The organism is Clostridium sp. D33t1_170424_F3, from assembly GCF_015667585.1.
Classification (GTDB): Bacteria; Bacillota; Clostridia; order Oscillospirales; family Acutalibacteraceae; genus Anaeromassilibacillus.
This window is the reverse complement of the sequence record NZ_JADPEG010000019.1, coordinates 1-18,604: the sequence shown is the minus strand read 5'-3', so window position 1 is coordinate 18,604 and position 18,604 is coordinate 1. Positions and strand designations below refer to the sequence as shown.

At 56.4% G+C, this 18,604-nt stretch carries 13 protein-coding genes and 1 pseudogene; 5 read left to right on the top strand and 9 right to left on the bottom strand.

Annotated elements, in window-relative coordinates; all coding sequences use genetic code 11:
• Positions 1-109: 109 nt before the first annotated feature.
• The 3 genes from I4V53_RS12090 to I4V53_RS12080 all read right to left on the bottom strand — a co-directional run bounded on the left by I4V53_RS12090 (position 110) and on the right by I4V53_RS12080 (position 5,207).
• Complete coding sequence (locus tag I4V53_RS12090) at positions 110-1,627, bottom strand: ABC transporter substrate-binding protein (RefSeq protein ID WP_195985952.1); 1,518 nt, start codon at positions 1,625-1,627, stop codon at positions 110-112.
• 287 nt (positions 1,628-1,914) lie between these two features.
• Positions 1,915-3,504, bottom strand: a complete 1,590-nt coding sequence (locus I4V53_RS12085) for a response regulator (RefSeq protein ID WP_195985951.1) — start codon at positions 3,502-3,504, stop codon at positions 1,915-1,917.
• Positions 3,501-5,207, bottom strand: coding sequence for a sensor histidine kinase (locus I4V53_RS12080; protein ID WP_195985950.1), 1,707 nt, complete (start codon positions 5,205-5,207; stop codon positions 3,501-3,503). Before I4V53_RS12080 ends, I4V53_RS12085 begins: the two co-directional genes overlap by 4 nt.
• A gap of 457 nt (positions 5,208-5,664) precedes the next feature.
• Here I4V53_RS12080 and I4V53_RS12075 point away from each other — a divergent pair, with 457 nt between their 5' ends.
• The 5 genes from I4V53_RS12075 (at position 5,665) to I4V53_RS12055 (ending at position 10,976) form a co-directional block, all read left to right on the top strand.
• Positions 5,665-6,951 (top strand): galactokinase, encoded by a 1,287-nt coding sequence (locus I4V53_RS12075; protein ID WP_195985949.1) that lies wholly within the window; start codon positions 5,665-5,667, stop codon positions 6,949-6,951.
• A 67-nt stretch (positions 6,952-7,018) separates the two neighbouring features.
• Positions 7,019-7,999, top strand: coding sequence for a galactose-1-phosphate uridylyltransferase (galT, locus tag I4V53_RS12070; RefSeq protein WP_195985948.1), 981 nt, complete (start codon positions 7,019-7,021; stop codon positions 7,997-7,999).
• A gap of 329 nt (positions 8,000-8,328) precedes the next feature.
• A complete protein-coding gene (galE, locus tag I4V53_RS12065; RefSeq protein ID WP_195985947.1) occupies positions 8,329-9,330 on the top strand; it encodes a UDP-glucose 4-epimerase GalE in 1,002 nt (333 codons plus the stop codon).
• A 335-nt stretch (positions 9,331-9,665) separates the two neighbouring features.
• Positions 9,666-10,625: a 4-hydroxy-tetrahydrodipicolinate synthase gene (gene dapA, locus I4V53_RS12060; RefSeq protein WP_195985946.1), complete on the top strand. Its 960-nt coding sequence runs from the start codon at positions 9,666-9,668 to the stop codon at positions 10,623-10,625.
• A gap of 18 nt (positions 10,626-10,643) precedes the next feature.
• Positions 10,644-10,976, top strand: a complete 333-nt coding sequence (locus I4V53_RS12055) for a hypothetical protein (protein WP_195985945.1) — start codon at positions 10,644-10,646, stop codon at positions 10,974-10,976.
• A 189-nt stretch (positions 10,977-11,165) separates the two neighbouring features.
• Here I4V53_RS12055 and I4V53_RS12050 read toward each other — a convergent pair whose 3' ends face one another.
• The 6 genes and pseudogenes from I4V53_RS12050 to I4V53_RS12025 form a co-directional block, all read right to left on the bottom strand.
• The gene (locus I4V53_RS12050) at positions 11,166-12,215 is read right to left on the bottom strand and encodes a galactose ABC transporter substrate-binding protein (RefSeq protein ID WP_286167144.1); all 1,050 of its coding nucleotides are present in this window, start codon (positions 12,213-12,215) and stop codon (positions 11,166-11,168) included.
• Between the two features lie 44 nt (positions 12,216-12,259).
• On the bottom strand, positions 12,260-13,231 hold the full coding sequence (locus I4V53_RS12045; protein WP_195985943.1) for a substrate-binding domain-containing protein: 972 nt from the start codon (positions 13,229-13,231) through the stop codon (positions 12,260-12,262).
• Positions 13,224-15,089, bottom strand: a complete 1,866-nt coding sequence (locus I4V53_RS12040) for a sensor histidine kinase (protein ID WP_195985942.1) — start codon at positions 15,087-15,089, stop codon at positions 13,224-13,226. Before I4V53_RS12040 ends, I4V53_RS12045 begins: the two co-directional genes overlap by 8 nt.
• 30 nt (positions 15,090-15,119) lie before the next feature.
• Positions 15,120-16,742, bottom strand: a complete 1,623-nt coding sequence (locus I4V53_RS12035; RefSeq protein ID WP_195985941.1) for a response regulator — start codon at positions 16,740-16,742, stop codon at positions 15,120-15,122.
• Between the two features lie 333 nt (positions 16,743-17,075).
• Positions 17,076-18,287: a galactose/methyl galactoside ABC transporter permease MglC gene (gene mglC / locus I4V53_RS12030; RefSeq protein WP_195986001.1), complete on the bottom strand. Its 1,212-nt coding sequence runs from the start codon at positions 18,285-18,287 to the stop codon at positions 17,076-17,078.
• Positions 18,288-18,394: 107 nt separating this feature from the next.
• Positions 18,395-18,604 (bottom strand): annotated as a pseudogene (locus I4V53_RS12025) (sugar ABC transporter ATP-binding protein); the annotation flags it as partial.

The window sequence follows — 18,604 nt, the reverse complement described above, 5'->3', positions numbered from 1 at the left end:
AACCTCTCCTTCTTTTCTGGTTATATTCTTTAAAAAAAGCTGCAAAAACCTAAGCCTGTCAAACATTTTGCTTTTGACAAGCCGGGACCCCTTATTTGAATGTCTATGTTTAACCGGCTGCGCCGGGTGTTTTCTGCTGTACGATCCAGCGGTCCAGCTGGGCCTGCTTTTCCCTGACGATTTCGTCAATGCCCGCCGCCCGCAGTTCCTCGTTCATGCACGGCAGCGCCGTCGCCGGGTCGAGGCTCCCGCATTCCAATGCGTCCCGGTATCTATCCAGCACGATGGTGCAGGCGGTCACCTGCCCCAGCACCTTCGTGTCATCCCAGACAAACCCCCGCGCGGGGGACGGACGCGCTTCGCTGTTATACCGCTGCACCCGCTGCCAGATATCCGGCGGGTCGCCTTCCCACACGTCCACAAGCAATTCGTTCGGCCAGGACCAGATGGCAAAGGAATACTGGTTCTGCTTTATATCCCAGTCCTCCATCCGCCCGATCAGCCGTTTTTCCCGGTCGACCACCCGGTATGTCTTTCCTTCAATCCCATAGGTAAACAGGTTGGCCAGCTCCGGATTGGTGTACATTTCATTGAGCACCAGCATGGCCTTTTCCGGGTTCCCGCTGGTGGAGCAGATGTTCCACATGGAGGAAACCAGCGTCGATTCGCTGTAGGGCGGCACGATCTGAAAAATCGCAGTGGGGTATCCCGTGCCGCTGGTGGTTTCGCGCTCCTTGTCGGGCTTGACGTTTGCAAAATGGCCGAAGCCCTTGCCCGCGCGGATCAGCGCAAACTCATTGCTGGTATTGCTGGAGCCGTCCGGCATCATCAACCCCATATTGGCCCATTTCCATTGCAGTTCCACCATCGCACGGTAGGAATCCGTCTCAAAGAGGTTGACCACCCGGGTGCTGTCGGAAAAACTGTCCTCCAACACGCCGAGGCTGTCTCCCAGCCGGTCGTACGGCAAAGGCAGCCTTGCCAGCCCCGTGCTGGTGACGATGGGGTACATGTCCGGGTACGCGTCCCGCACTTTTATGAGCAGCGCTTCCAGATCGTCCATCGTCCGGATGGAATCCGGATCGACGCCCAATTCTTCCGCAAGGTCTTTCCGATAGACAAAGCCGCGTCCGTTCGCCTTCTCCCGGTTGATCGGCACGCCGCAGATTTTGCCGTTCATGGTAACGCAGGCCCAGTCCTCCGCGGGGATATCCTCCCGGATTTCCGCGCCGCAGAGTGGCAGGTACTCGTTGAGCGGCAGAATCAGGTTGTTGTTGACCATTGCGCCCACGCCGATTTCAAACGACGGGAACAGGTCGCACTTTTCCCCCGTGGAAACTGCCAGCTTCACCTGCTGCAAACAGTTTTCCTTGCTCCCGAGATAGCGCAGCCGCACATGCGCGCCGCAGGCTTCCTCTAGGATTTCGTTGGCCCGCGCTTCGATCTCCGCCCGGATTGGGTCCGCCGCCGTCCCCAGCGCATAAACGTCCACCGTGTAAAACGCCTCATCGGAGGACGACGGGTCCCCGCTGCTCTGCGGTTCTCCGCCGGGCTGTGTGCACGCGGACAGGCAGAACGACAGCAGGGCGGCAAGCAAAAGCGGCAAGCCTCTTTTTTCCCATTTCATACCTGGTCCTTTCCCAATCGTCCGCCGGGCACATCCTCCGCATTCTTTGACGGTCTTCTTATTTACTGGGTTTTTATGATTCACTGTGTTTATATTGTACTTCATTTGCTTTTCGATTTCTGCCAAAATACCGACCTCCGATGTTATAAAAATGACCTGTTCCCCTGTTTAAAAACCGGCTGAAACCCGCACTGTCATAAATCCGACCCGCGCGCTGTCAAAAATCCGACTTTACCAAAGTACAGGCGCGCCGCGCGATGCGGCACGCCTGTCTGTTCCGTCTTTTTCTATTCCCGCGCGGCGGCACGGTCCTCCGCCGGCGTCCTGCCCATCGCCTTCTTATACACCTGCGAAAAGTGGGAAAAATTGGAATACCCCACCCGGACGGCAACCATGCTGACCGGCAGATCCGTGGTGCGCAGCAGCGTCTGGGCCGCCTTCATTTTCTCCGCCACAATATAGTCCTTGAGCTGTACGCCGGTTTCCTTTTTAAACAGGCGGGAGAGATAATCCGGATTTAAGTAGAACGCCTCCGCGATGTCCGAGCGGCGGATATCCCGCTCCATGTGCGTCTCTATATATTGTTTGATCTGCTCCACCTGGCTCCTGACGTCCGCCGGCTGTCCGGCGCGCGCAAAGGGCTGGACAGCCGATTCAATCCACAGCTTGACGCCGTCGATTGTAAAGGCCTCGTGCGGGGAGCGTTCAAACAGCTGCCGGCCCGGCAGGAACGCATCCGCCGGGATGTTTGCCGGTTCGCCGGCGGCGCAGAGCATCTGGAGGAACGCCTGATAAAACCGCTGGAGCGTTTCGGCATTCAGCCGCCCGTCCCCGGCCGCTCCGTCCAACCATCCGCAGGCCTCCGCGCGGACCGCCTCCGCGTCGCCGCGGACCAGACGCTCCTCCCAACGCTTCCACTCCGGCGCCGCGAGAGTCCCCCGCGGCGCATCCGCGATACTCCCCCAGATAAACACCTTGGCGGCCAGCGCCACATTGCCTCTGCGGCAGCCGTACAAAATCCGCGCGCGCTCCGTCAGCTCCGGCGGCGTCAGCCGAGGACCGGTATAGCACGCGGCGTCACAGTGAAAATGCGCCCGGCACACCTGTAAAAAGTGTTCCAAGAGCGTGCGGAGCGCCTCCTCTTCCATCAACCGGGGCCCGTCCGCATAGGAAAGAAACGCAAAATTGCAGTGGTCCAACTGGATCAGCAGAAGCTTTTGCCCATGCTCGCCGAACAGCTCCGACAGGACGTTCAGAAACGCATATTTTAGCAGCTCCGCGCTCCATACGGCGGCGGCGTCCTCCCAGCGCAGCACCTGTATCAATGTAAAATAGACCGGCGTCACATCGTCGATCTGAATTTCAAGCTTTTGAAAATCCTCCAGCAGCCGCGGCAGGCTGACCTCTTCCCCCAAAAACCAGTTTTTGAGCAGCCCTTCCATCAGCACATCCCGGCGGCGCTCCATCATTTTCCCATAGGAAGAGTACGCCTGCAGCTCTTTTTTTGTCTCGATCCGGTGCGCGGCGCGCAGGACCGCCGCCTGAATATCTGCATAGCGCGCGGGCTGCAGAATGTAGTCCAGACCGCCCAGCCGCACGGCCTCCTTGGCGTAATCAAAATCCGCATGCGCCGTCAGGAAGATGCATTCCGTCTCCATCTTCTGATCGCGCACCCAGCGGAACAGGTCCAGTCCGGACTCCACGGGCATTTCAATGTCACAGAGCATCATATCGACCTTTTGATGCCGCAGGATTTCCTTTGCTTCCGCGGCATTGTACGCCTGCAGGACCCGGTCCACACCCACGGCGACCCAGTCCACGCCGGATACAATGCCGCTGACCACATTGATCTGATCGTCAATTACAAGGACGGTCATTTTCTTTCCTCCTCATCCGGTATAAAAATCTCTATGCTGGAACCCTTCTGCAGATTGCGGAAGGAAAACACGCATTTCCCCTGGTACAGCAGCGCAAAGCGGTGCTTGACGTTCATAATGCCCACACATTGTTCGCTGTATGCGATCTCTCCCGCGCCGTTGAGCTCTTCCAGCCGGTCCGGCGGGAACCCGCTGCCGTTGTCGGTCACGGAGAGGTTGACATATTTTGCGTCTTCCGTCTCCAGGCGGATCGCCCGGATCGTGATCCGCAGCTCCTCGCCCGGCAGGGACGCGTGCTTGACGGAGTTTTCCACAAAGGTCAGCAGGGACAGCGGCGGGATCTGGAACGACGCCAACCCTTCCTCCGCGTCCACCTCGCAGACCGGCGGGCTGGAGGCGCTCATCTGCTGCAAACACATGTAGTTGCGCACATTGCGCAGCTCGTCCTCCAGCGGCACCAGCCTCATATTGTCGCGGAACAGACAGCGCAGATAGTCGGACAGCGCCAGGATCATCTGCTGAATCTGCCCGAACTGCCGCTCCTGCGCCAGGGCATACAGGTTTTTCAGGCAGTTCAGGAAAAAGTGCGGCCGGATTTGAATCTGCAAATATTGCAACTGCGCCTGCTGCAGCTCCAGTTCCTTCTCATAGGCGGAGATTTTCAGCGCCTTGATCTCCCCCATCATCTCATTAAAGGTATCGCTCACCTGCTTAAATTCCACGATGCGGTAATCGCTGTCCATTTTCGCTTCCAGGTCGCCGCTTTTGATGGCGTTCATCGTCTTCACCAGCTGCTCCATCGGGCTGAAGAACAGCCGCTTGAGCAGGTAATAGCTGATGGGAATCAAAACCAGGATGAACACGGAAACCGCCAGCAGCAGAATCTGGACAAAATCCAGGTGGTTCAAAATGCCTTTATAAGGAAGCAGGTAGACAAACCAGACGCCCGCCGCTTCGGAGAAGCTCTGTACCGCCAGGTATTCCTGCGGTCCGCGGGTGAGGTAGTACGGGTCCCGCGCATGCGCCGCGGGATCGACGCCGATCTCCGCCGCCCAATCCTGTGCGGTGAGAATCCCGCCCTCCCCGTCCGCATAAAACAGGACGCCGTTCTCATAGTCCGCCGTGTCCTGCGGTTTGGACAGCCGGTTTAAATCCACCGCGCAGATACTGTACGCGCCGTCGCTTCCCAGCACGCGCAGCAGGAAGGGGATTTCCCCCACCCGGTGCACAAACCAATCCTTGCCAACGGCCGGTTCGCCCCGCGTCAGCTCCCGCAGGTACTGCTCCAGCGCGGTCTTCTGCTCATAGGAGTAGGAGCCGCCGTAGCGCTCCCGGTAGAGCCCGTTCCGGTCCAAAAACAGGAACATGCCGCCGATGATCTGCTTGGTGGCAATCAGTTCCTGGTAGCGGTCCGTGATCTCCTTGGCGCAGAGATGCGCCTCCATCGGGTCCATGCGGTAGCGCAGCTGCTGATAATTAGCGTCGCCGGCGACCAGGTTGGCCATAAAAATATCGATATCCCCCAGGTCCTTTTCCAGAGAAGTCTGGTAGAGATAAACCGTACTTCTGCCGCTCTCCGCAATCCGGTCGTTCATGGCGCGCACCGTGTAAAAATTGTACACCCCAAGGAAGGCCACAAGCGGAATGACAAACAGCATCAGCACCTGTATAATCTGTTTTTTTGATGAGATATGAATCTTCAAGCTTCCACCCGCTTTCCGCACGGTTTTCCAGTCATTTACCAATTCTTTTTATCTATTTTACCATAAACCTCCGTCTTAACAAGTATTTTAACGATTTAACAGAACCGTTTTCCCATCTTTTTAACCGGGAGGGATAAGGCCGTGCAGAATTTGCCTTTTTTATAAAAACGGATGCAAGCTGTGGGGAATTATGGTATAATTTAAATTAATATTGGCGTTTGGAAGGTGAAGTATTCCGGACACGCGTCCCCGCCCCGTTTTTCCTGAAAAAAGCGACGTTGTGCATCAAATGTCCATAAAATTGATACGCAAATGCCTTGTTTCCACGCCCCGTTGGCGATACAATGGAATTACAGAAACCATACCGGGGACAACACAAAGAACCGGCCCGCGGCAATCTCCCGGGAACCGGGGCTTCACACGATCAAACGTACATTTTTTGGGAGGTAATTCATACATGTTATCTGCAGAAGTCAAAAAACTGATTTCCGGCGGCGGGCTGGACGAAAAGCTCGCTTACATCTATGCCTGCGGCGTGGAAGACGCGGCCGGCTACCGTGAAAGATTCGTACATGCGGTCGAGTCCTTTGAAGGGCTGTATGGCACAGACCGCGACATTTCCATCTTCAGCGCGCCGGGCCGCACCGAAATCGGCGGCAATCACACCGACCACCAGCGCGGCAGGGTTCTGGCGGCCAGCGTCAACCTGGACGTGATCGCCATTGTCGCCGTCAACGCGGACACCAAGGTCCGTATCAAGTCCGAGGGCCACAGGGGCGACGAAATCGACGCGAAGAACCAGGACGTCAACCCCTCCGAGCTCAACACCTCCCGCGCCCTGATCCGCGGCATCTGCGCGCGGTTCCAGCAGCTGGGCTACACCGTGGGCGGCTTTGACGCCTACACCACGTCCAACGTACTGACCGGCTCCGGCCTGTCCTCCTCCGCGGCGTTTGAGGTGCTCGTCGGCACCATTGTGAACGACCTGTTTTGCGAAGGCAGGGAGACGGCGCTCTCCATCGCGCAGATCGGCCAGTATGCGGAAAACGTATACTTCGGCAAGCCCTGCGGCCTGATGGACCAGGCGGCCAGCTCCGTCGGCGGCTTTGTCCAGATCGATTTCCAGGATAAGGACCACCCGGAAGCGCAGAAGGTCGACTTCGATTTCACCAAATGCGGCTATGCGCTCTGCATCATCGACACCAAGGGCAGCCACTCCGACCTGACCCCCGACTATGCGGCGGTCCCGGCGGAAATGAAGGAAGTCGCGGCGTTCTTCGGCAAGGAAGTCCTGCGCGAGGTGGACGAGGCGGACTTCTACGCCAACATCGCGGCTCTGCGCCAGAAGATGGGCGACCGCAGCGTGCTGCGCGCCATCCATTTCTTCGGCGACAACGCCCGCGTTCTGGACGAGGCGGCGGCGCTGAAGGCGAACGATTTCGACACCTTCAAGAAGCTGATCATCGAGTCCGGCTATTCGAGCTATATGTACCTGCAAAACGTATTTTCGGCGGGACATCCGCAGCAGCAGGGCGTCTCTTTGGTGCTTGCGCTCTGCGAGCGCCTGCTCCGCGGCAAGGGCGGCGCGTACCGCGTGCACGGCGGCGGCTTCGCCGGCACCGTACAGAGCTTTGTTCCGGTGGATTACCTGCCGGAGTTCGTTCAGCAGATGGAAGCCGTTACCGGCGAGGGAAGCTGCCACAACCTGCGCATCCGTCCGGTGGGCGGCACACGCATCCTGTAAGAACCGGCGGGATTGCCGCCGTTAAATCATTACATCCATTCACAGGGATATAGGAGGAAAATGAACCATGGCTGAATTAAGATGGCACCCGCTGATCCAGGACTGGATCATGATCGCGTCCAACCGTCAGGGACGCCCGCAAATGCCCAAGGATTACTGCCCGTTCTGCCCGAGCTTCGGCAACGTGCCGGAGTACGAGGTGCTGGAATACGACAACGATTTCCCGGCGCTGTCCCAGAACCCGCCGGCGCCTGACGAGGGCATCGCGAACGATTTCTTCAAGGTTCGCCCGTCCTACGGCAAATGCGAAGTCATTCTGTACTCGCCCGGCCACACCGTGACCATGCCGGAGCTGTCCTACGACCACATGAAGAAGCTGGTCGACCTGTGGTGCGAGCGCTTTGAAGGCATGCGCGCCGACGAAAACATTAAATATGTGTACCCCTTTGAAAACCGCGGCGAAGTCGTGGGCGTCACGATGCCCCACCCGCACGGCCAGATGTACGGCTATTCCTTCATCCCGAAGAAGCTGCAGCTGGAAACCGATTCCGCCAAAGAGTATTTTGAGAAGACCGGCAACTGCCTGTTCTGCGACACCCTGAAGAACGAGCTGGAGGCCGAAAAGCGCATCATCTTCCGGAACGAGCATTTCACGGTGTATCTGCCGTTCTACTGCGAGTATCCGTACGGCGTATATATCATGGCGAACCGCCACGTACAGTACATCTCTGAGCTGACCGAAGAAGAAAAATACAGCCTGGGCGTGACCATCCGCGACACCGTCGGCATGCTCGACAGCCTGTTTGACTACAATTTCCCGTACATGATGTGCATGCACAACGCGCCGGTCAATTCCGGCGACTATTCCAAGGACTATCATTTCCACATCGAGTTCTTCCCGCCGATGCGCAGCGCCGACAAGCAGAAGTTCAACGCGTCCAGTGAGACGGGCGCCTGGGCGCACTGCAACCCGACCTGCCCGGAGGAAACCTCCGTGGAACTCCGCGCGGCCTACAAAAAGTTCATGGACGCGAAAAAAGGCGAGTAAGACCTCCGGTCGGGACGGCCCGCCCCTTCCTCTCACTAAAACCGTTTCCGCGCAGTTGCGGGACGGAAAGAACCTGTTCCCGATACATATTGCCGCAGCAGGCATAAAATAGCGGCCTATACCGCGAACCGGGCTGGAAAAAATCTGCTCCCGGCAAAATGTTTTCGCAACAGGCCCAGATCATAGAAAAAACGACCCTCCCGATGCGCGGCCCATGCCGCGGACGGGTTGGAAATACACCTCTCCCGATTTGCACAGCAGTCACAGAATCTCTCGCCGTAGGCGCGATCGTCGCTGTGCGCCTGGGAACCTGAAAGGATGGTTTGATTATGAATGTTCTGGTTACCGGCGGCGCCGGATTCATCGGCTCCCACACCTGTGTGGAACTGCTCAACAATGGATTTGGCGTTGTCGTCATGGACAATTACGCAAACTCCTCCCCGGACGCTCTGCGCGCCGTGGAACAGATCACCGGCAAAACGTTTCCCAGCTACGAATGCGACATGCTGGACTACGACAACTTTGAGAAAATTTTCAAAGAAAACAAGATTGACGCGGTCATCCATTTCGCGGGCCTCAAAGCGGTCGGCGAATCCGTACAGAAGCCGCTGGAATACTACCACAACAACATCACCGGCACTCTGCATCTGCTGGACCTGATGCGCAAGTACAACGTGAAGAAGGTTGTGTTCAGTTCCTCCGCGACGGTTTACGGCATGAACAACCAGGTGCCGTTCAAGGAGGATATGCCGGCGGGCGGTACAACCAACCCGTACGGCACCACCAAATTCTTCATTGAGCAGATCATGCAGGACATGTGCGTTGCGGATAAAGACCTGAAGGTCGCACTGCTGCGTTACTTCAACCCGATCGGCGCGCATCCCTCCGGCCTCATCGGTGAGAACCCGAACGGCATCCCGAACAATCTGATGCCGTATATCGCGCGCGTGGCAGCCGGCACGCTTCCGTGCCTGTCCGTCTACGGCGACGACTACAATACCCCCGACGGCACCGGCGTGCGCGACTACATCCATGTGTGCGACCTTGCGGTTGGTCACATCAAGGCGCTGGAGAAGCTGGACAGCATCCAGGGCGCGGAAGTCTATAACCTGGGCACCGGCAAAGGCAGCTCCGTGCTGGACGTTGTCAAGGCGTTTGAAAAGGCCTCCGGCGTGAAAATCAACTACCAGATCGCGCCCCGCCGCCCCGGCGACATCGCGGAATGCTACGCGGACGCCAGCAAGGCGAAGAACGAGCTGGGTTGGGAAGCCAAATACTCGTTGGACGACATGTGCCGCGATTCCTGGAACTTCACCCAGAAGCATCAATAATTATCCTTTATAAAACGCAGCCCCCGGTTAAAACCGGGGGCTTTTTTATTGCGCTGATTGTCCGTCTAGATCGTGAACAGGCGGAACATCTTCCGTTTTCCAGGCTTCAGCATTTCACGCCGTACAGATATTCTTTTCCGGACCGCTTTTCAACCTGCGTGTTGACGCGGATTCCTCATGGGATCTTAACGGAAAGGGCGGAAATCTTTCTGTCCTTTTGATCCCTTTTCACAGCGGTTTGTTTTATAATAGGGCTACCTTTCCGGGACGGCAAAACGCCGGAAAGAGGATTTTAAATTTGAGTATCATGCGGTCGCTTGAAAGGATGTTACTTTATGAACAGAACGGTTTTTCGCGGCGCAGGTGTTGCGCTGGTCACTCCCATGCATCCCGATGGAGGGATTCACTACGAAATGCTGGGGCGTTTGATCGATCTGCAGCTTGCAGGGCATACCGACGCCATCGTCGTGGCAGGCACCTCCGGCGAGGGTTCCACCCTGACGGATGAGGAGCACCGGGCGCTCGTATCCTATACGGTACGGCGCGTCAACCACCGGGTTCCCGTGATCGCCGGGGCCGGGTCCAACAATACGGCGCACGCGGTCGCGCTGTCCAAGGCGGCGGCGCTCGCCGGGGCCGACGCCCTGCTGCATGTGACGCCCTATTACAATAAGGCGTCTCAGCGGGGCCTGATCCGCCACTTCGACGCCTGTGCGAACGCCACGGATCTGCCGGTGATCCTTTATAATATCCCGGCCCGCACCGGGGTGAACATCCAGCCGGAGACGTATTCGGCTCTCTGCGAAAATGAGCGCATCGTAGGCGTCAAAGAAGCCAGCGGAAATTTCTCGCAGATGGCGGAAATCGCCGCCCTGTGCGGAGACCGGCTGGACCTTTATTCCGGAAACGACGACCAGATCGCTTCCGCACTGGCGCTGGGAGCAAAAGGCGTGATCTCTGTTTGGTCCAATCTGATGCCCTGCGCGGTGCACGACCTGTGCCAACACTTTTTTGACGGAGATTCGGAACGCAGCCACACGCTGCAGCTGCAATACCTGGCGCTGATCGAAGCGCTGTTCTGCGACGTCAACCCGATTCCGGTCAAGCAGGCGCTCATTTACATGGGTTTGGACGTCGGGCCCTGCCGCCTGCCGCTCTGTGAAATGGAACCGGCTCTGGCGGAAAAACTGCGGTTGGTTTTAGAAAAATACCACCTGTGCGCGGACCATTTGGATTCGCACCGCACGGCGGCAACCCGTTCGCAGACGCTTTGCCGCCGCGCCTGCGGCCTGTAAGAAGAAAGGAGCTTTGCTATGGACTTTATGGAATTGGGAAATGCCAGCCTGCCGACCGTGCTGATTCTCAATATCGGAACCCGGAGCGACCTCCCCGGCGTCTCCCAGCTACAGCAGAAATACCACCTCGTCATTCCGCTGGTGCAGAGCAGCACCGATCTGGAATCGGTTGCCGACGGAATCCGGAAAAAGTGCAGCGACCACGTGTACGCCATCTGCGTGCTGAGCAGCGGCTGGCCCATTGTGCGCCGTCTGCTGGAACAGCGCCGTATTTCTGCCGATAAAACCATTGTGGAGGGGCCGGAATGCGTACCGGGGGATCTGGTCGTGCATTCCATGATGACCTGTTGATGGCTTTTCGATTTTACGGTTCCGTGTACAATTTCTGTTTACTCCCTCTGATCCATTCGGTATGTCCTCGTGACATACACTTGATCCGGCGGATAGCAGAACGCCGGCTGTTTGGGGAGGTTACAATAAAAACCGCGCGGCGGAAGGGTTAAAACAGGCCCTTCCGCCGCGCGGTTTCTTTTATGCATTCTATTCCGTCGGACTGAGCAACTCGTCAAGCTCCTCCTGTGCGTTTTCCTTTGTCACAACGCGGTGCGGCACCCGCACATACTGCCCGTTGACCACGCGCAGGCGCTCCTGCGGGTTTTCACCTGCCGCAAGCACGCACCCGATGTCCAGCATGGCCAGAGCCTGCCGGCGGGCGTCATTGATAACGGAGCCGTACAACTCCCCGTCCAGGATGGACTGCAGCGCCGCCTTGGTCCCGTCGATCCCTACAACAATCGGTCCGTCTTCCAGCATATCCGCTTCTTTGAGCGCATCGATCGCCCCCAGCGCCATATCGTCGTTGTTGCTGAGCACTACCTCGATCCCGTTGCCGTACAGATCGAGCCAGGAACGCATCTTCGCCGCGCCCAGCGACCGCTGCCAGCTCGCCGTGTCGTTCGCCAGCTTTTCCATCTGGATATTGGCGGCGGTGATGGTTTTGACGGAATATTCCGTGCGGATCAGGGAATCCTGATGCGCCTGCTCGCCCTCCAGCATCACGTATTGCAGCTTTCCGTCGCCGTTTTTGTCGATGCCCGGATTCTCCCTGAGCGCCTCGATGATCAGCTGCCCCTCCAGGATCCCCGATTCCTTCGCGTCTGTGCCGACATAGTACACCTTGTCCCACATGCGGATATCCTCCTCCACCGGCTCGCGGTTGAAGAAGATCACCGGGATATTGGCGCGTTTGGCCTTGTCCACGATGACCGCCGCCACCGTGCGGTCCACCGGATTGACACAGATGACGTTGTACGACTGCGCAATAAAGGTATCGACCTGATCGTTCTGGTTCGACTGGCTGTTTTTACCGTCCACCACATTTAAAATGATCTTTTTCCCTGTCTCGTTTTCTTTTTCCTTTACCAGGTTTTCCAAATCTTCACAAAGACTGGCGACGAACGTATCGTCGCTGCGGTAGGTCGCCACGCCGATCTTGATGGTCTCCAGCTGCTGCCCCGTTTCGTCCTCCCCGCAGGAGGAGGTGAGCGCCAGCAACAGCAGACAAATCGCCAGCGCTGTAATTCGTTTCAAAAAAAGCCGCGTCATCGATGTTTCATTCCTTTCTGCCGTCTGCTTCAGCGGACAAACGGGAAAAGCAGGCGCTGATTTTCCGGGGAATACATATCTGAGGCGTTGACAATGGAAAAGTTGACAATCGTGTTCTCGCCGTGCAGGCCGTTGATCATATTGACTGCGGTCTTCACGCCGAGGTAGCCGATGTTGAATTCATTCTGCACGCAGAGGGAGGTAATCACCTTCTCCTCCACATAGGAAACCACCTGGTTGGTACGCCCCACGCCGTAGATTTCCACCGTAGTGACGCCCGGCGGGCTGAGGTCTTTTTCCGCTTTGGCCAGCGATTCCAGCGTGGCCCCGTCAAAAGCCACCGCCTTGTTCACGGTATTTTCCTGCAACAGTGTCTTAGCCGTCTCATATGCCTGGGTCGGATCGTCCGGAATTTCCCAGAAGGAGAGCTCCATTCCATTTTGTTGCAGGCTTTCCACCATACCCTGGTACCGCTCCTTGACGCTGGAGCTTCCCAGGCTGTTTTGCAGAATCGCCACCTTATTGCCCTTACCGCCGCTGTGGATGATTTCGCGCGCCAGTTTCTGCCCCAGCTCATAGTTGTCGCAGCCGACATACGGCAGGCTCGCCATATCCTCTACCGTCGATTCGATTGTGACCACGGGCACCGATTCCGTCGCTTTTGCAATCGGGGTCCGCAGATTCTGAGAGTTGACCGGCGCGATGACAATCGCGTCCGCACCGTTTTCCACCTCACGGCGCAGCAGGCTGATCTGCTCCCGTACATTGTTCTCACTGGAAAGATAGATGGGAGTGATTTCCACGCCCAGATCGCTGGCGGCCTGATTGATTCCCTGCTCAATGGTGCTCCAGCTTTCCGTCTTTTTCCCGCGGGCGATATAGGAGATCTGGTACGTCCCTTTTTGTTTTTTGTTCCACACGCTGTCGCTGGAAATCCAGATCAGAGAGGCGCCCAACAGCACCATGATCAGGAAAAAAGAAACGATCGTCCGTTTATGCATGGCGTTCCCCTCCGTCCATGGATTTCCGCCCGCCTCGTCCGGGAGCTGTACCGCCGTTGCGGTCGATGTCCTCCACTGTCATCGCCGGCAGATGGATGCGCGCCGTGGTGCCTTCGTCGGGTTCGCTGTGGATGGACAGGCCGTATTCCGCGCCAAAATAAAGCTGGATGCGCTCCTGTACGTTTTTCAGACCGATGCCGGAGCCTTTCCCGCGCGTTTTACCGGAATCTCCGGTCAGCAGCGATTCCGCCTTCTCCTGCGGCATGCCGAGTCCGTTGTCCTCCACGTCGATATATAGGTCCCCGTCCTTCAGATAGGCGCGAATGTTAATTTCGCCGTCGCCGTCCATGAACTCCATACCGTGGTAGATGGCGTTTTCCACCAACGGCTGCACGATCAGTTTGATCGTCGCGCAGCGCAGTGCGTTCGGCTCCGCCTGAATATCATAGACAAATTTATTTTTATACCGGATTTTCTGGATGGTCAGGTAATTGCGGACGTGTTCCAGCTCATCCTCCACGGAGATGATGTTTTTTCCCTTGGACAGGCTGATGCGGAACAATCGCGCCAGCGCCGTGACCATCTGGATTGCGCCGTCGTACCGCTCGTTTTCCACCATCCAGACGACGGAATCCAGCGTATTATAAAGGAAATGCGGATTGATCTGCGACTGCAGCGCATCCATCTCGCTCTTGCGCTTGCTCTCCTGCTCCGCCACAACGTCGTCCATCAGCTTGCGCATCTGCTGCGCCATGGAGGTGATGGTCTTGCCGAGGTGCTGTACCTCATAGGAGCCGTCGATGGAAATCTTCGCGTCCAGGTCCCCCTTTTCCAGCTCCTTGACAGACTTTTCCAACGCCTTGATTGGGTCCGCGATGCGGGAGGAAAGGAACATATTGACGGAAATCAACAGGAAGGTTGCAAAAAACACAAAGAACCAGGAGAAGACCTGAATCTGGTTATAATCGCTTGTGATGTCCGACATCGGGGACACGCCCACAATCTTCCAGCCGGTATAACCGACGGTCTTTACCGTAACCAGGCGTTCCTGCCCCTCAAACGATTCGCGGTGGTTGCCGTCCTCATAGTTCGCGGCGACCAGATTATTTTCATGGATCAGATTGGAATAAATCAACTGCTGGCGCGGGTGGTAGATGATTTCTCCCTTCCCGTCCATCAGGTACAGATACCCCGATTCGCCGAGATCGACATTCTTGCAGATCTGCTCGATGCCGCTGAAATTCATATCGACCAGCAAAACGCCGTGCAGAATCGACCCGCTGCGGGTCAGCTCCACGGAACGGCTGAGAGAGACGACCCAGCTGTACCGGTTGTCGGAATTCGTGAAAAGATTCTGCACATGCGGGGTGGAGAAATGCAGGTTTTCAATTTTATTATTCGCATCGACAAACCAGTCCTGGCTTTTGGGGTCCACCGTAAATTTCAGCTGGGAAAGCGGCTCCGCGGCGATGACCTCGCCGCTGTCCGTAAAGACCGCGACACTGACCAGCAGGTCGCGGTTGGTCTCATACAGCAGACGCATGTCCTGTGTCAGCTTGTCCAGATCCGAGGAAAGGTCGACGTTTTTAATCACGCGGTAATACATGGAATCGGAAACCTTCATCATGTTGTGCAGGTAGTTGTCCAGATTCAGGTTGACCTGGTTCAGCATGCGGCGGTTATCCTCGGAGACCATCTGCTCGCTGGAGCTGATAAAGCGCGCGGATAAAATCGCAGCCACCAGGATCATTCCCGCTACGGCGACCATCGTGAAGGAGATGGAAATCGTAAACTGGATGCTGCGCCGTTTGAGCGCGTGCCGGGCCCGGTCGGTTATGGCTTTATATCGTTTCAGCATCCTGTCCTCCCCCGGAACGCGGGCCTTCCATTACACATTCGCTCCGTCCCGTCCGGCGGTCCGGTATTTGGACGGAGAAACACCAAATCGTTTTTTAAAAACATAGCTGAAATAGTTCGGCTCCGTATAGCCGACCTTTCCGGCAATCACATATGTCTTGTCATCGGTGGTATTGAGCAGGTTCAGTGCCTGCTGCAACCGCACCTCCGTCAGGTAGGAGACGAAGCTCATTTCCGTCTCACGCTTAAATACCGTGGAAAAATACGCGGGGCTGACATGCAGATGGGCGCAGAGCATTTCCACGGAAATCTCCGGGTCCATATAGTGCTCTTCAATATAGAGCTTCGCATTGCGCGCCAGCAGTTTGGTGGAATCCAGCCGCTCCCGTTTGATCTGCACGCTGATCTTGCAGCAGCTCTCAATCATCCACTGCCGGATTTTGGAGGGGGAATGTGTGGCAAACGCGGTAAAATAGTTGAAATCCTTGCCAAAAATTTCGTCCGTGTTCAGCTCATAGGTGCGGATTACCTTCAGCAGGGAGGTCACCATTTCGACCAGGTACACCTGGTACTGGCTGAATGGCAAAATCGTTTCGATGCGGGAGAACAACTCGTTGATTACCTTGGTAATATCCTCTTCCCCGCCCAGCTTGATTGCGTTCAGGATGGCGCGCTCGTCCTGCTCGTCAAACTGGACCTGCACAGAGGCGTCCGGCTCGACGTCCTTGATGTAGACCGCGCGGCCCTCCCCCATGATGGAGCTGTAGTCCAGCGCACTCTGCGCCTCCCGGTAGGAGCGGCGGATCCCGTTCAGGTCCGCGGTCAGACCGCCGATCCCTGCGGCGATGTCCCCCTCCAGCACGCGGCTCGCGCTTTTACACACCTCATTCAGGCCGGTAATCAAACTGGTAACACCGATCGCGTCCGGAAAATCCGCCAGGATCGCAACATTGTCGGAATACAAAAAGCTGGTAAAATGGCAGAAACGCCCCAAAATTTCTTCGACCGTGCGCGCAATGGAGATCGGAATCAGCTCTTCCGCATCGTGCAGCGCCCGCGCGTCCGTGCCCGGCAGGCCGGCCCCCGCATGGATCAGCGCGACGGTCCAATATTTGGCGCGCAGGTTCAGCCGGTACATCCCGGCCTGCGCGCGCAGCTTTTGCTCCGGAACGCGCCCTTCCAAAAGCCCCACCAGGAACTGTTCGCGCAAAACCGGCAGGCTTTCTTCATAGTGGTGGCGCAGCGTCTCGATATCCCGCCGGTCGATCAGCTCCTGATCGAGCTGCCGTTTCAGCTTTTTGAGCGTCTCGGACAGCTCCTGCGCGTTGACGGGCTTGAGCATATATTCCGCGACGTTCAGCTTGATGGCCTTCTGCGCATATTCAAAATCATCAAAGCCCGAAAAGATGATCAGCTTGACGGACGGCATCTGCTCGGAAATTTTTTTGCACAGCCCCAGCCCGTCCATAAACGGCATTTTGATGTCCGTCATCACAACGTCCGGATGCAGGTGCTCCGCCATTTCCAGCGCGTCCAAGCCGTTTTCGGCGCTGCCCGCCACCTCAAAGCCAAGTGTTTCCCAATCTATTTTACGGATGATCCCCTCGCGGATTTCCTCCTCGTCGTCTACGACAATTACACGATATAAGCCCATATTTTAAGAATTCTCCTTCTGCCCACCCGATGAAAGCGGACGAATTCAGACGGTTCTTTTCACGATTTTACCTGAAAATCTGCTATATTGCAAGTCCTTTGCATTTTGTGCTTTTATTTATTGTACCATTCCAACAGAAAATGCGCAACTATCTTTGCCGCGGGCTGTTTCTCGTCCTCTGATTTCGCTCCATCATTTTAAAGACGATTCCTTTTTCAGGCATGCAAAAAGGCCCGGTGTGATGATTCACACCGGGCCTTTCCGGACAAGCCGGCCGGATTCCGCGCCATGGCGCGGAATCCGGCTTTGCACAATCGTGCGGGCCTGTAATTTTTATTTTCTTCTGTACTTGGACATATCGATCGCAACTGCGATGGCGATGATGACGCCCTTGATTACCTGCTGCCACATCGGGCTGACGCCGATGAACTGCAGGCCGTACTGGATAACGGTGAAGATCAGAACGCCGCTGATGATGCCGCCAACGGTACCGATACCACCGTTCAGGGATACGCCGCCGACCACGCAGGCCGCGATCGCATCGAGTTCGTAACCATTACCATAGTTGTTCGTTGCACCAGCGGTTCTTGCCGCTTCCAGAACGCCGCCAACACCATACAGGAAGGAAGCGAGGATAAAGATGCCCATGATGGTCTTGAACACGTTGACGCCGGAAACAACAGCCGCTTCGCGGTTGCCGCCGATGGCGTAGACGTTCTTGCCAAACACGGTTTTATTCAGAACAAACCAGATTGCGACCGTAAAGACAATTGCGATCGGAATCAGGATGGAGAACTGTCCGCCAATCTTGGTCTGGCCAATTGCAGCGAAGTCCGGACGGACGCCGCCGATCGGCTGGGAGTTGTTCGGAGGCATGTCGAAATACAGAGAACATGCGCCGTAAATCATAACCTGTACCGCCAACGTCGCGATGAAGGGGTGCATGTCATATTTTGCTACCAGGAAGCCGTTCAGGGTACCGAAGAGCATGCAGGCGATGATCGCCGCAACAATCGGAATACCGACCCACAGTTCCGGCAGGTTCGGATAGAAACGGTTCGCATATGTAGCAGTCTGCAGCATAGAGGTGGAGATAACAGCCGCCAGACCAACCATACGGCCAGCGGACAGGTCAGTACCGGCAATCAACAGGGTGAAGCAGATACCAAGAGCGATAATCATTCTGGTGGAGGACTGGGTCAGAATGTCCAGCAGCACGCGGATCTGCATGAAGCGCGGCTCAATGAAGCAGATTACAACAACCAGTACCAGCAATGCCAGCATAATTGCATTGTTTGTCAAAAAGTTTTTCGCAGTTTTCGCAGAGAAGGAAACTTCGGGATGGAGGCGCTCGCCTCTTGTAATCTGTACCACGCCGTAGATGAGGGCGATCGCACCGATACCCAGAATAAACCACGGCATATCAAATGTTTTTGTTGCGTCAAGTATGAAATTAAACGCGACTCCGAGGATAGCCAGTATCGCACCGACGACTATAAAGATCAGCGCATACTTTTTGCGGGGAATCGTCTTTTCTCCTTGCATACCCATTTACCTCACTTTCTTTTTTTGCAGCGCCCGAACCGCTTCGTACATCCGGCCCAGCCGCTTTAGGGAAATTCCCTGAAATCCGTGCCCTTCCGGCCGCGGATTTATTTCATAAACGCGGTGGCCAGGCGCATGACCTGGACGGAGTCGGCCTCTTCGCGGCTGAGGATGCCGGTAACGCGGCCTTCGCACATGACCATGACGCGGTCTGCCATGCCCAGCAGCTCCGGCATCTCGGAGGAGATCATGATGATCGATTTGCCCTCTTTGATCAGGTCGTGCATGATGGTGTAGATTTCGTATTTCGCACCGAC